This window comes from Saccharopolyspora sp. NPDC047091 (assembly GCF_040643635.1).
Lineage (GTDB): Bacteria > Actinomycetota > Actinomycetes > Mycobacteriales > Pseudonocardiaceae > Saccharopolyspora_C.
Genome location: NZ_JBEYUS010000007.1, coordinates 105,563 through 119,208 on the forward strand (window position 1 = coordinate 105,563; position 13,646 = coordinate 119,208).

11 protein-coding genes are annotated in these 13,646 nt (G+C 74.8%); 2 read left to right on the forward strand and 9 right to left on the reverse strand.

Translation table 11 applies throughout. The features are described 5' to 3' along the window. Positions 1–97: 97 nt before the first annotated feature. Positions 98–826, reverse strand: coding sequence for a DedA family protein (locus ABZ805_RS05880; protein WP_358434959.1), 729 nt, complete (start codon positions 824–826; stop codon positions 98–100). Between the two features lie 538 nt (positions 827–1,364). Here ABZ805_RS05880 and ABZ805_RS05885 point away from each other — a divergent pair. Beyond that, on the forward strand, positions 1,365–4,487 hold the full coding sequence (locus tag ABZ805_RS05885) for a BTAD domain-containing putative transcriptional regulator (RefSeq protein WP_358434961.1): 3,123 nt from the start codon (positions 1,365–1,367) through the stop codon (positions 4,485–4,487). A 42-nt stretch (positions 4,488–4,529) separates the two neighbouring features. On the opposite strand, the gene ABZ805_RS05890 is transcribed toward ABZ805_RS05885, so the two are convergent. Together ABZ805_RS05890 and ABZ805_RS05895 are read right to left on the reverse strand one after the other, a co-directional pair. Continuing rightward, a complete protein-coding gene (locus tag ABZ805_RS05890) occupies positions 4,530–5,354 on the reverse strand; it encodes an ABC transporter permease (protein WP_358434963.1) in 825 nt (274 codons plus the stop codon). Further along, positions 5,351–6,307, reverse strand: a complete 957-nt coding sequence (locus ABZ805_RS05895; RefSeq protein WP_358434965.1) for an ATP-binding cassette domain-containing protein — start codon at positions 6,305–6,307, stop codon at positions 5,351–5,353. Before ABZ805_RS05895 ends, ABZ805_RS05890 begins: the two co-directional genes overlap by 4 nt. 106 nt (positions 6,308–6,413) lie before the next feature. Between ABZ805_RS05895 and ABZ805_RS05900 the strand changes: the two genes are divergently transcribed. Next, positions 6,414–7,403: an endonuclease/exonuclease/phosphatase family protein gene (locus ABZ805_RS05900; RefSeq protein WP_358434967.1), complete on the forward strand. Its 990-nt coding sequence runs from the start codon at positions 6,414–6,416 to the stop codon at positions 7,401–7,403. 241 nt (positions 7,404–7,644) lie between these two features. Here the strand turns inward: ABZ805_RS05900 and ABZ805_RS05905 are convergent, their stop codons facing one another. From ABZ805_RS05905 to ABZ805_RS05930, 6 genes are all read right to left on the reverse strand, one after another. Beyond that, the gene (locus ABZ805_RS05905) at positions 7,645–8,478 is read right to left on the reverse strand and encodes a Sir2 family NAD-dependent protein deacetylase (RefSeq protein ID WP_358434969.1); all 834 of its coding nucleotides are present in this window, start codon (positions 8,476–8,478) and stop codon (positions 7,645–7,647) included. Positions 8,479–8,533: 55 nt separating this feature from the next. After that, a complete protein-coding gene (locus ABZ805_RS05910; protein WP_358434972.1) occupies positions 8,534–8,842 on the reverse strand; it encodes an antibiotic biosynthesis monooxygenase in 309 nt (102 codons plus the stop codon). 50 nt (positions 8,843–8,892) lie between these two features. Further along, a complete protein-coding gene (locus ABZ805_RS05915; protein WP_358434975.1) occupies positions 8,893–10,833 on the reverse strand; it encodes a YhgE/Pip domain-containing protein in 1,941 nt (646 codons plus the stop codon). Next, positions 10,830–11,522 (reverse strand): ATP-binding cassette domain-containing protein, encoded by a 693-nt coding sequence (locus ABZ805_RS05920; RefSeq protein ID WP_358434977.1) that lies wholly within the window; start codon positions 11,520–11,522, stop codon positions 10,830–10,832. Before ABZ805_RS05920 ends, ABZ805_RS05915 begins: the two co-directional genes overlap by 4 nt. Before the next feature lie 657 nt (positions 11,523–12,179). Next, positions 12,180–12,689 (reverse strand): 2'-5' RNA ligase family protein, encoded by a 510-nt coding sequence (locus tag ABZ805_RS05925; protein ID WP_358434979.1) that lies wholly within the window; start codon positions 12,687–12,689, stop codon positions 12,180–12,182. A gap of 28 nt (positions 12,690–12,717) precedes the next feature. Next, the gene (locus ABZ805_RS05930) at positions 12,718–13,602 is read right to left on the reverse strand and encodes an A/G-specific adenine glycosylase (protein WP_358434982.1); all 885 of its coding nucleotides are present in this window, start codon (positions 13,600–13,602) and stop codon (positions 12,718–12,720) included. Positions 13,603–13,646: the final 44 nt, after the last annotated feature.

Consider the following 13,646-nt stretch of genomic DNA (forward strand, 5'->3'; position numbering starts at 1 on the left):
CCGCTCGCTGACCCGCCCGCCGCGCGCTGACCCGATCCGGTTCAGGTGAGTGGCCCATTCGACCGGCGGGACCGGGTGGATGGGCCATTCACCCGGGTCAGCGGATGCGCGGGAGCCGCTGGGTGGGGGCCTCGCCGGGGTCGAGGCGGGGGAGTTCCTCGGTGATCTCGTCGGCCAGGTCCCGCTCGCGGCGGTCGCGGCGGAGGCGGGCGACGACGAAGTGGACGAGGGCCACCACGACCGCGCCGACGACGACCTTGGAGACGATCCCCGCGTACTCCTCGACCAGGTACCAGTTCTCGCCGAGCAGGTAGCCGGCCACCACGAACAGCGTGTTCCAGATCAGGCTTCCCAAGGCCGTGAACAGCACGAACGTCGGCAGCGGCATCTTCTCCACCCCGGCGGGCAGCGAGACGAAGCTGCGGAACAGCGGGATCATCCGGCCGAGGAACACGGCCTTCACCCCGTGCTTCGCGAACCAGGCCTCGGTGCGGTCGACGTCGGCGACCTTCACCAGCGGCAGCCGTCCGGCGATCCGCCGCATCCGGTCCCGCCCGAGCGAGGCGCCCAGCCAGTACAGGACGAGGGCGCCGACGATCGAGCCGATCGTCGTCCACAGCACCGCCGAGACGATGTTCATGTCGCCCTGGCTGGCGGCGAACCCGGCCAGCGGCAGGATCAGCTCGCTGGGGATCGGCGGGAACACGTTCTCCAACGCGATGATCAGGCCGGCGCCGGGGCCGCCCAGGGTCTCCATCACGCTGACGACCCAACCGGTGAACCCGGTCGGCTCGGCGGCTGCGGCAGCGAGTGCGGTCGAGTGCATCGAGGCTCCGGAGGTCGGCTGGGGGAAGTCGGCTGGGGTCTCGGTGGCGGTCGGCGGGTCGTGGCCGCCGGACTGCCGGGACACGGGATCGCGGGCGTGCCGACGGGGGAGCCGGGCACGGTCATGCGGTATGTCCGTTATTTCATGATCCCAGTGCGCCGGGGGTGGTCCGGTGTGATCCCCCTCGCACGTCAGCGGCAGTGGGGGAGCGGGGCTGTGGACAACTCCGCCCCCTGTGGATGGAACCTGTGGACAACTCGGGGACGGGTGCGCGGAGGAGGGGTTCGCGGGGCCGGTGGGCTCCGACGATCGGCGTCCCCCGATCGCGGCGTGGCGGCGAAATCGGCCGTGAACTGCGAAAACGCAGCGCTGGGCGCGGTTCGAGGCAGCGCGCGCGGCCCGGTCGTCGCGGTGTCCTCGCAGCTCAGCAAGGCTGTTCCGGGTTGTGGATCAGCTGTGGGCAGCTCGAACCATCCACCGAGTTGTCCACAGGACCGGTGCACACCTGCGCCGCCCCGCCTGCTGCCAAGCTGGACGGGTGCGAGTGGCGATGCTGGGGCCGTTCCGGCTGCACGCGACCGGTGGGGAACCCGTCGAGGTCGGCGGCAGGCGCGTCCGCGCCCTGCTCGCACGGCTCGCGCTCGACGCGGGACGCCCGGTGCCCGCCGACACGCTCATCGCCGACCTGTGGGGCGCCGCGCAACCGGCCGGGGCGCTGAACGCGCTGCAATCGCTGGTCTCCCGCGCCCGCCGCAGCAGCGGCGACCTGCGGCTGAGCTCCACGCCCGCGGGGTACGCCTTCGAACCGGCGGACGTCGACGTGCACCGGTTCGACCGGCTCGCGGCGGCAGGCCGGGACCGGCTCCGCGGCGGGGATGCCGCAGGCGCCGCCGCGGCGTTGCGGGAGGCGCTCGCCCTGTGGCGCGGTGAGCCGCTGGTGGACTTCGCCGACACCGCGTTCGCGGCACCCCACGTCGCGCGGCTCGACGAAGCCCGGCTGGGCGCGGTGGAGGACCGGATCGACGCCGAGCTGCTGCTCGGCGGGCACGCGGACGTGATCGCCGAACTGGACGGGCTCTGCACTCGGCACCCGTTGCGGGAACGGCTCACCGCGCTGCGGCTGCGCGCCCTGCACGCCGCCGGTCGCCGCGCCGACGCGCTCGCCGCCTACGAGGCGCACCGCGCCCGGCTCGCCGAGGAGCTCGGCACCGACCCGTCGGCGCGGCTGGCCGCGCTGCGCACCGAGCTGCTGCACGACGAACCCGAACCGCCGACGCCCGCGGCGCACCCGGGCATCCCGGCCCGGCTGAGCAGCTTCGTCGGCCGGGAGGACGAGATCGCGCAGGTCGGCGCGGCCCTCGACCGCTCCCGGCTGGTCACCCTGTTCGGCCCGGGCGGCGCGGGCAAGACCCGGCTGGCCACCGAGATCGCCGCCGAGACCACCGGCCGCCGGGTGTGGTTCGCGGAGCTGGCGCCGGTGCGCGACGGCGGCGACCTCACCGCCGCCGTGCTCGCCGCGCTCGGCATCCGCGAGACCCGGCTGCTGGAGGCACCGCAGGCGCCCGGCGCCGCCCGGCTCGCCGACGCGCTCGGCGCCGAACCCGCGCTGCTCGTCCTCGACAACTGCGAGCACGTCATCGACGCGGCCGCCGGGCTCGCGCACGAGCTCCTCGGCCGCCGCCCCGACCTGCGGGTGCTCGCCACCAGCCGCGAACCGCTCGCCCTGCCCGGGGAGGAGCTGCTGCCCGTCGGCCCGCTGGCGCTGCCCGCCGACGGGACCGACCCGGCCGCGTCGGCCGCCGTGCGGCTGTTCGCCGACCGCGCCGCCGCCGCGAGCCCCGGCTTCGCGCTCACCGCGGACACCGCGCCCGACGTCGTCGAGGTGTGCCTGCGGCTGGACGGCATCCCGCTGGCCATCGAACTCGCCGCCGCCCGGCTGCGATCGATGCCGCTGCGGCAGATCGCGGACCGGCTCGACGACCGGTTCCGGCTGCTCACCGGCGGGAACCGGGCGGCGATGCCGCGGCACCGCACGCTGCGGGCCGTCGTCGACTGGAGCTGGGACTTGCTCGACGAGCGGGAGCGGCGGCTCGCGGCCCGGATGTCGGTGTGCACCGGCGCGGTCCGCGCCGACGCGGTGACCGCGGTGTGCGCCGATGCGGAACTGCCCGCCGCCGACGTGTTCTACCTGCTGTCCTCGCTGGTGGAGAAGTCCCTGGTGACCGTGGTCGAGCACGGCCGCTACCGGATGCTGGAGACGGTCCGCGCCTACTGCTGGCAGCGCTGCCTCGACGACGGCGAGGCCGACCGGGCCCGCGACGCGCACCTCGCGCACTTCCTCGCCGTCGCCGAAGAAGCCGAACCGGGCCTGTACGGGGCCGAGCAGCTCGACCTGATGGACCGGCTCGACGCCGACCACGACAACCTGCTGGCCGCGCTGCACCGGGCCGTCGACGCGGGCGACGCCGACCGCGGGCTGCGGCTGGTCGCCGCGCTGTCCTGGTACTGGTCGGTGTCCGCGTGGAACGAGGAGGTGATCGCCCGGTTCACGGCCGTCGCCGAGCTCCCCGGCCCGGCCGCACCGCAGGCCAGGGCGGTCGTGCGGCTCGGACGAGCGCTGGCGGGCAGCGGCGAGGGCTGGGCCGAGCAGGTCCGGTCCGCTGCCCGCGCGGCCGCGGCGAGCGGGGCGATGCACCGCTACCGGCTTTCCGCGCTGCTGGAGGCGGGGGCGTGGCTGTTCCTCGGCGAACCTGCCGAGGTGCGGCGCGTCATCGAGCTCGCCGCGGCGCACCCCGACCCGTGGGTGCGGGCCGCGGCCGTGTTCGAGCGAGCCGTCAGCGCCGAGCACGGCGGCGACCCGCGGACCGCCGAAGAGGACCTGCGCACCGCGGCGGACGCGTTCCGCCGGATCGGCGACCGGTGGGGGCGGGCGCAGAGCATCAGCAGCCTCGCCGGCCTCCGCTCGATGCGCGGTGATCACGCGGGCGCGATCGACCTGATGGTGGAGGCGCTGGAGACGATCCGGCAGCTGCGCTCCGAGGCGGACCTGGTCACGATCATGGTGCGCATCGGGATCGAGCGGGTGCGGGCCGGCGACCTCGCGCGCGCTCGCGCCGAACTGGAACGGGCCGGGGAGATCGCGGCGCCCGGCAGGCCGTGGTTCGCGGTGTGGGCGTTGACCGGTCTCGCCGAATGCGCGCGGCAGGAAGGCGGTCCGGACGCGGCCGAGCGGTACCTGGACGAGGCGGAGCGCGCCGTGGTGGACGAGCACGAAGGTGCGCTGCTGCGTCCCGCGCTGCTGCGGCAACGCGCCGGGGCCCTGCTCGACCGGGATCGCCTCGACGAGGTTCCGGCGCTGCTCGCGAAGGCCCTCGACGGCGGTGTCGGCATCCGGAGCATGCCGGAGGCGGCGGCCGTCGCGGAGTGCGCGGCGCGCTGGCGGTGGCACGCCGGCGACCCGGCCGGGACGGCGCGGCTGCTCGGGCTGGCCGTCGCGCTGCGCGGCGCCCTCGACGAAGGCGATCCGGACGTGCGCCGGACCCGGGACCGCCTGGCGTCCACCGGAGAACCGCACCGGGCGGTCTTCGACGCCGCGGCGGCGCAGCCGAGGGCCGCGGCCCACGCCGAGCTCCGCTCCGCGCTGGACCGCGACCGGGGGTGAACGCGGGCGGGAGACCCCCCGAGAGCCTCCCGCCCGGCGAACTCACACCCGCTTCCGGTAGGCCCACATCGCCAGCGGGAAGAACACCGCGGTCAACACCACCATCCAGATCACGGTCGCCGTGAGCGGACCGGCCACCGGCCCGCCGATCATCAGCCCGCGCGCGGTGTCCGCCAGCTGCGTCACCGGGTTCACCTGCACCCACGCCTGCAACCAGCCCGGCATCGTCTCCGTCGGCACGAACACGTTGCTGCCCATCGTCAGCGGGAACATGAACGCCATCGCCACGCCCGGCAGCGCCTGCTGGCTGCGGATCAGCATTCCGAGGAACACCGTGATCCAGCACATCGAGAGCGCGAACGCCAGCGCGACCAGGAACGCGGCGAACGCCTGCAGCGGCCCGGTCTCGATGCGGAACCCCATCAGCGTCGCCACCGCCAGCAGCACCGCCACCGACACCACGTAGCGCACCACGTCGCCGAACACCGCCCCGATCAGCGGCGCGGAGCGGGCGATGGGCAGGCTACGGAACCGGTCGAAGACGCCCTTGCTGATGTCGGTGTTGAGCTGCATCCCGGTGCCGAGGCTGCCGAAGATCATGTTCATCGCCATCACGCCCGGCAGCGTCTGCTGCAGGTAGGCGCCGGTGTCCTGGGCGATCGCGCCGCCGAACAGGTACACGAACATCACCAGGAACAGGATCGGCTGCAGCGTGACGTCCAGCAGCCCCTCCGGCGACTTGCGGATCTTGAGCACGCTGCGCCCGGCGAGCGTCAGCCCGTGCCGCACGGTGCGCAGCGGTCCGATGCGCTCCTGCGGGTGCGGGGACGCCTCGGTCCCGGTGGCGCGTTCGATCGTGCTGGTCATGCTGCGGTCCCCTCTTCCGCGGCGGGCTTCCCGGTCAGGGCGAGGAACACCTCGTCCAGGCTGGGCAGCCGCAAGGCGAGTTCGTCGGCGGTGATCCCCGCGTCGTCGAGCCTGCGGACCAGGGTCGACAGCAGCACCGGATCGTCCACCGGCGCGGTGATCAGGCCGCCGTCGTCGGCGGTGGCCGGCTGCGCGCCGGTGAGCTCGGCGACGATGCGCCGCACCTCCGGCACGTCCTCCGCGCCGCTGGGCCGCACCTGCAGGGTCTGCTTGCCGGTGCGGCGCTTGAGCTCGTCGGCGCGGCCCTCCGCCACCACCCGGCCGTGGTCGATCACGCTGATCCGGTCGGCCAGCTGGTCGGCCTCCTCCAGGTACTGGGTGGTCAGCAGGACCGTGACGCCCTCGTCGGTGAGCCCGGTGACCATGTCCCACACCTGGTTGCGGCTGCGCGGGTCCAGCCCGGTCGTCGGCTCGTCCAGGTACAGCACCTCGGGCCTGCCGACGATGCTGGCGGCCAGGTCCAGCCGCCTGCGCATCCCGCCCGAATAGGTCTTGATCGCGCGGCCGCCCGCGTCGGTGAGCCCGAAGCGCTCCAGCAGCTCCGCCGCCCGCGCCCGCGCGTCCCGCCGCGGCAGCTCCAGCAACCGGCCGATGAGCACCAGGTTCTCCACCCCGGTCAGCTCCTCGTCCACCGACGCGTACTGCCCGGTCAGCCCGATGCGGCCGCGCACCGCCACCGCCTCCCGCTGCAGGTCGCGCCCCGCCACGGTGGCCCGGCCCGCGTCCGGCCGCAGCAGCGTCGCCAGGATGCGCACCGCCGTCGTCTTGCCCGCCCCGTTCGGCCCCAGCACCCCGAGGATCGAGCCGGTCGGCGCGGCCAGGTCGACGCCGTCCAGCGCGGTGGTCGCGCCGAAGCGTTTCACCAGGCCCTCTGCCTGGATCGCGTAGGACATCCCGCCTCCTCGATTCGCTATGCTCCCCACCATCGGGGGTGCCGCTGACAACGCGCGCACAGCGCGCTGACGGCGCGGGTGAGCCGCACGACATCGGGGGTGCTGGATGGACGCGGCGGTCGCCGAACCCGAGACCGGAGCGCCGCGCCGCAAGAACGGGTGCGCGACCGCGCTGTTCGTGCTCGCCGTGCTCGGCACCGCCGCGTGGGCGGCACCCGCGCTGCTGGGGTTCGACACCGCGAACCGCTACCTGATCGCGCTGACCGCGACCCTGCCGTACGCCGTGCCGGTGGGGGTCGTGCTGACCGTGCTGGGCCTGGCGCTGCGCCGGTGGCTGAGCACGCTGCTGGTGGGTCTGCTGTCGGTGGTGCTGGCGGTCCTGGTGCTCCCCCGGGCGATCCCGGATTCGCCGACACCGGTGCAAGGTTCACCGCTGCGCGTGCTGTCGGTCAACCTGTTTTTCGGCCGGGCCGACGCGGAACGGGTCGTGGACCTGGTGCGGGACGGGCGGGTCGACGTGCTGAGCCTGCAGGAGCTCACCCCGGAGGCCGCCGCCGCGCTGGACCGCGCCGGGCTCGCCGACCTGCTCCCGCACCGGGTGCTGCACAGCGGGCCGCGGGCCGACGGCAGCGGCATCGCGTCCCGGTTCCCGCTGCGCGAGCTGGCGCTGGTGCCGCCGACCTCGCTGGCCCAGCCGTCCGCGCTGATCCGGCTGCCGGGCGGGCGCGAGGTCGAGTTCGTCGCGGTGCACCCGCTCTACCCGATGGGGGCGGACACGGCCGGCCGCTGGCGGCAGGAGATCGACGCGCTGCCGCGCCCGCCGGGGGAGCGCGCCGTGCCGCGGATCCTCGCCGGGGATTTCAACGCGACGCTGGACAACTCGCCGCTGCGGGCGCTGCTGGGCGGCGGCTACGCCGACGTCGCCGAGGTCACCGGGGACGGGCTCGCCCCGACCTGGGGCGCGGGCTGGACGCCGCGCGTCACCATCGACCACGTGCTGATCAGCGAAGGCCTCGTCCCGCAGGACTACCAGGTGCACGACGTCCCCGGCAGCGACCACCGCGCCATCAGCACCCACCTGGTGATCCCTGGCTGAGGCCGCGCCGGACTCGTCCCGCCCTGGGGAACCTCAGCGGGACTCTCGCTGCGGGATCGTTTTCCCGAGCGGCTCCGCCACGAGGGGAAAAGCCGTCCTCGCGCGAATCCCGCTGAGAACCCGCGGGTGGTCCGGGTGCGTGCGTGGTCGGCGGCTCAGCGCTTCGCGCCGACCGGAAGCAGGCACGATCTGCGGTGGCGCGGCTCTGCTCGCCGGGTGTTGTGCTCGCAGTGGCGGGCGTTCATGCGTTGAGCGCGGCATCGATGGCGCGCAAGGCCGGCAGCGCGGGCTGCGGCAGGGAGAGGCCGCGGCCGTGGCGCACGTCGGGTTCGCGCGGGTTGATGCGGATCAGCGCCCCGGACGCGGCCGAGGCCAGTTCGGCGTGCCTGCGCACCGTCGGCACCGCGGTGCCCGCGCCGAGCTCCACCACCACCAGCCGCGCCGCCCGCAGCGACCGCCGCCACGCCTGCAGCGCGTCCAGCCGCGGCTGCGCGTCCCCGGCGACCCAGCTCCAGTCCCCGAACATCAAGATGTTCGGCCGCGCCGTGCCGCCGCAGTTCCGGCAGGCGGGCAGCGGGGATTCCGCGCGCATCGTCGCCGGATCGACCCGCACCGAGACGTCGGCGGCCGACCACACGTCGTCGGTGCACGGTTCCAGGCACTGCAACCGGTGGATGCTGCCGTGGCACTCGGCGACGTGCTCCGGCGCGAACCCGGCGACCTGGAACTGGCCGTCGACGTTCGAGGTGAACACCCGCGCGCCGAGCGGCATCCGCCGCGCCCACCGGTGCAGGATCGCGAAGCCCTCGTGCGGCACCGTCGCGCGGTACAGCCCGAGCCGGTGCCCGTAGAAACCCCACGCGAGCGCGGGATCTTCGGCGAAGTGCACCGGATCGGCGACCTCGACGAAGCTCAACCCGAGCCGCTCGTACGGCGGGTACGCCCGCCAGAAACCGGCGTCGCCGCGGAAGTCGGGGAGCCCGGAGTCGACACCGATCCCCGCGCCCGCGCACACCAGCAGCGCTTCCGCCCCGGCGATCTCCGCCGCCGCGGCGGCGACCGCGTCCGTGCTCACCGCGCTCCTCACCCCTCGGATCCCGGGCGGGCGCGGTGCCCGCCCGGGAGAACGCTCACGCGTCCTTGTGCTTCTCCTGGACGACCTCGAACTCCAGCAGGCTGGAGCCGGTGGCGACGGTGTTCTTGTGCTCGCCGGAGTGCGCGGCCTTCGCCGGGCCCTGCGCCCAGTTCTGGAAGTCCTCTTCGGACTCCCACTTCGTGTAGACGAAGTACCGGGTGTCGCCCTGCACGGGCCGCAGCAGCTCGAAGCCGAGGAAACCGGGGGAGTCCTCCACCGAGCCGTGGCGCCCGGCGAAGCGCTTCTCCAGTTCGGGGCCGGAGCCCTCGGGGACCTCGATCGCGTTGATCTTCACAACAGCCATGTACGCAGCCTACGGGTCCGCCCCGGGCCTGACGAGCAGCGCAGCGGGGCTCACAGCTCCAGCTGCGGGTGCAGCCTGCCGATCGTCCACGTCCGGTGCCGCAGCACCACCAGCGAGGTCAGCAGCAGGAACCCGATGAGCACCCCGCCGAGCACGATCGCGTCCCGCGCCAGGTGCGCGGACTCGCCGCCGGTGAACGCGACCCGCAGCCCGTCCACCAGGTAGCTCATCGGCAGCACCTGGTGCAGCGCCTGGAACGGCGCCGGTGCGGTCTCCACCGGGTACAGCCCGCCGGAGGCGGTGATCTGCACCAGCATCAACGTCACCGACACCAGCCCGCCGACCACGCCGAACGCCGCCCGCAGGAAGTGGTTCACCGCGGTGAACGCGGCCGCCGCCAGCGCGACCAGCCCCACCGCGGCGGGCAGGTCCACCGGGTCGAGCCCGAGCACCAGGTCCGCCGCGCCCAGCAGCACCAGCCCGCCGATCACCCCGAGCGCCGCCGCGGGCAGCAGGCCGCCGACGGCGATGGACAGCGGATTGGTGCGCCCACCCAGCGCCCGCCGGTTCAGCGGCGCGAACAGCAGGTAGGCGAACAGCCCGAACACCCACAGCGCGATCGCGAAGAACAGCGGCGCCACCCCGCGCCCGTACACGTCGGCCGAGTTCAGCGTCGTCGCCCGCACCACCGACGGCGTGCCGAGTTCGCCGGAGGCCCGCGCGACCTCCGTCGGACCGGCGGGCGGCATCCGGTCCAGGCTGTCCCGCACCTGGTCGGCGAGGCGCCGCGCGCCGTCGTGCAGCTGGCCCGAGCTGGTCTGGGCGACGCCGATGTTCGCGACCAGCGCGTTCACGCCCTGGGTGAGCCCGCCGGAGCCGCCGGTGAGCTCCGCGGACGCGATCCGCAGCCGGCCGGCCGGTTCGGTGAGGTCGTTCGCCGCCTCCTGCATCGGCGCGAGCTCGTCGCGCAGCGCCAGCGCCCGGTCCTGGGCGTCGGCGGCGGTGCCCTGCGCGTCCCGCGCCGTGCCGTCGAGCGCCGAGGTGGTGGCGGCGAGCCGCCGCGCGTCGGCCAGCGCGGACCGGTACAGCGGGTCGCCCGCCAGGTCCGGGTGCCGCTGCGCCAGCTGCTCCAGGGCACCCGCCGATCCGCTCGCCTGCCGCTGCGCCGCCGCGGCCCCGCCGGAGATCGAGTTGAGGTCGGCGACCGCGGAGGAGCTCGCGTCCAGCAGCGCATCGGTGGCGGCGGGCAGCCGCTGCCCGGTGAAGTCGGTGATCGAGGACAGCTTGTCGTCGAGCTCCGCGGACGCGTCGGCGACGTCCCGCGCCCCGCCGGAGACCCGTCCCGCGCCGTCCCGCACCCCGGTGAGGCCGCGGGCCAGCGCCCCCGTGCTCTGCTTGCTCAGCTGGGTGCCCTGCACCAGCTGCTCGGAGACCTCCGATGCGGTGCCGAGCTTGCCGCGCACCTCGCCCAGGTCGCCGTACAGCCCGCGCGCGTAGGCGGCGTACGCGGCCGCGTTGATCTGGTTCTGCAGCTCGTAGCGCGCCGTGTCCGCCATGATCCCCGCCAGGTGGCCGTTCGCGTCGTTCCTGGTCAGCAGCACTGCGGGACGTTGCGGGGCGCTGCGCGTGGAGTGCGCCAGCCGGGTGCTGAAGTCCTCCGGGACGCGGATCGTGAAGTAGTAGCGGCCGTCCTCCAGGCCGCGGCGCGCGGTGTTCGCGTCGACGAAGTGCCACTGGAACGAGTCGGTGGTGCGCAGCTGCTGCACGAACTGCTCGCCGGCGTTGATCTGCTCCCCGTTGTGGTCGGCGGGCCGGTCGGAGTTGACCACCGCCACCGGCACCTGCGCGGTCCGCCCGTACGGGTCCCAGTTGGACCACAGGAACAGCGCCCCGTACAGCAGCGGGACGAGGATCAGCACGGCGGGCGCGAACCGGCGCCACGGCCCGCGGAAGCGCCGCAGCTCCAGCCACGCCAGGTACAGCGCCTTCACCGGAGGTCCTCGCCCGCGGTGGAGCTGAACAGCGGCAACCCGCCGGTGTCGTCGCCGAAGTCGACGACGTTGTACGGCAACCGGATCAGCACGTCCGCCTCCGACCCGGGTTCGGTGGCGCTGGCCAGCACGGTCGTCCCGGTGTCGGCGACGACCCGCAGCGCCGACCACACCCGGTTGCGCCCGGACGGCAGCAGCCCGGCGGTCACGTCGTCCACCACGATCCCCGGCGGGCCGCCCGCGGTGGCGAGCGCGATCGCGAGCAGCAGCCGGTCGTCCGGGTACAACTCGTCGATCAGCGCGGCCCGGTCCACGTCCACCCCGACCAGCGCCAGCGCCCGGTCCACGTCCGGCGCGGAGACGCGGGCGGTGAGGCGGCGTTCCCGGATGGCCTCGCGGACCCGGAGCCTGCCGTCCAGTTCGAAACCGGGGGAGAGACGAGCGGGGACGACGACGCGGCGCACCAGGCCCGCGCGGCGCGGTGCCTCGTCGATCTCGATGCGCCCGGCGACGATGCGCAGCCTGCCGGACAGCGCGAGCAGCAGGGAGGTGCGGCCGGTGCCGCCCTCGCCGAGGACGACCGCGAGCTCCCCCGGGTACACGCGCGCGTCGACGTTCTCGAAGACGATGCCTTCCGGCCCGGTTGCCGTGATCCCGCGCGCCACGATGCTCACGCCCTCGACGTCCATCTCGCTCCTCACGCCGCGTGACAGGATGCCGGTCCAAAGTGGCCCCTCACCTGGGCGGGAGCAACTCGGGCGAGCACCGGTGGTAGTCCACAAAGGAGGGATCGACTTCGCTGGTGGGCGGGGTTCCGCGCGCCCGGCGGCGGATGTTCGGGCGACTGCGGATCACCCGTTCCGGGGCCTGCTCCGCGGGCTCGGGCGGCGCTGCGGCGGCCGCGCGCGGCCGCGCGCGGACGGGCGCGGACGGGCGCGGACGGGCGGTTCGGGGTCGGTCGGCCGCGCTCGGCGGCCGGGGAGCGGCGGGCGGTGGTGGGCGATCGGCTTCCGAGGATCAGCGTGCGGCGCCCGGTGGTCGGCGTCCGGGGAGCAGCGCCGTGATGGCTGGGTTCGGCGTCCGGGGTCGGCATGCGGCGGCTGGGACCAGCGTCGGGGGATCGGGGCGCGGCGGCTGGGCTCGGCGTCCTGGGAGCAGCTGAACGTCCCGTGGTCGGTGTCCTGGGGTCGGCTGAACGTCCCGCGGCGTCCGGAGATCAGTGCTGTGGTCGGGGATCAGCGCGCAACACCCGGTGATCAGGAGCCGGTGGTCCCCGTCGAGCGAGCAGCGCCGCCGGATATCGGCGGCGGAACCGCGTCAGGTCGCGGAGCCCGCAGCTCCGGCGATCACCGTTCGACGAGCACGTCCGCGCTGTCGTCGCGGGAGTCCAGCACCGCCACCTCCGCGACCGCCGCCCGCACCGGCTCCACCGCGCGCAGCGCGGCGAACCCCGCGGTGAGCTCCGCACCGCCCAGCACCGGCGTCAGCGCGCAGTGCGGGATCCAGGCCCCGGGGAAGTGGTACGCCGACGGGTTCGACACCTTGCCCGCGAGCGCGTCGTGCACCGCCGAGTGCACCGCCAGCAGCTCCGCGTCCACCACCGCCGTCAGCAGCAGCACCGCGTCCTCGCCCGGGAACGTGCCGAGCGTGTAGAACCACAGGTCCGGCAGGAACAGCGCCCGCAGCTCCGCGCGCAGCGCCGACCGGGCGGCGGCGGGGATCGCGCTCGCCGAAGCCAGCGTCACGCCGGGCCTGCCGGCCAGCACCGGAACCCCCGCCGCGGCCGCGGTGTCCCGCAGCTCCCGCAACCGGCGTTCGGTCGCGTCGTCGAAGAACACGGTCAGCGCCTGCGCCATCGGTTCCGCCCTCCGGGCCGTCGTCGGCTCAGTGCTCGCCGGGGAGGGCGAAGCGGCCGTCCTCGGTCTGCTCCAGCAATCCGTCCACCAGCAGGGAATCCAGGCAGCGGTCCCGCTGCCCCGCGTCCTGCCACACCGCGTCGAGCGCGGCGCGCGGCACCGGGCCCTCCGCTCCGCGCAGCACGTCCAGCAGCTTGCCGCGCACCTGCCGGTCGGTGCCCGCGAACTTCTGCACCTTCTTCGGCGGTCCCGCGTAGGCGGGACGGCCGGCGTGCTGCCACGCGCAGTCCGCCGCGATCGGGCAGCGCTCGCAGGCGGGGGAGCGGACCGTGCACACGACCTGCCCCAGCTCCATCAGCGCCGCCGAGAGCCGGGCCGCGTTCGCGTCGTCGGACGGCAGCAGCACGTCCACGTCCGCCAGGTCCCGCTTCGTCGACGGCGGTCCGGCGTCGCCCGCGCCGTGCACCGCGCGCGCCACCACCCGGCGCACGTTGGTGTCCACCACCGGAGCCCGCTTGCCGTAGGCGAACGCGGCCACCGCGCGCGCCGTGTACGCGCCGATGCCCGGCAGCGCCAACAACGTGTCCACATCGGACGGAACGACGTCGCCGTGATCGGCGGCGATGGCGGCCGCCGCCTGGTGCAGCCGCAGCGCCCGGCGCGGGTAGCCGAGCTTGCCCCAGGCGCGCAGCAGTTCGGCCTGGGTGGCCGCGGCCAGGTCGGACGGGCGCGGCCAGCGCTCCATCCACTCCTGCCAGATCGGGGCGACCCGGTTCACCGGCGTCTGCTGCAGCATGGTCTCGCTGACCAGCACGCCCCAGCCGGTGACGCCCGGCGCGCGCCACGGCAGCGGACGGGCTTCGGCGGCGAACCAGTCGATGAGTTCGGTGGGTTCCCAGGTGATCGTCGTCATCTCGGATTCGATCCTGCCACCACTCGTCCGGGTCACCCGCGCCC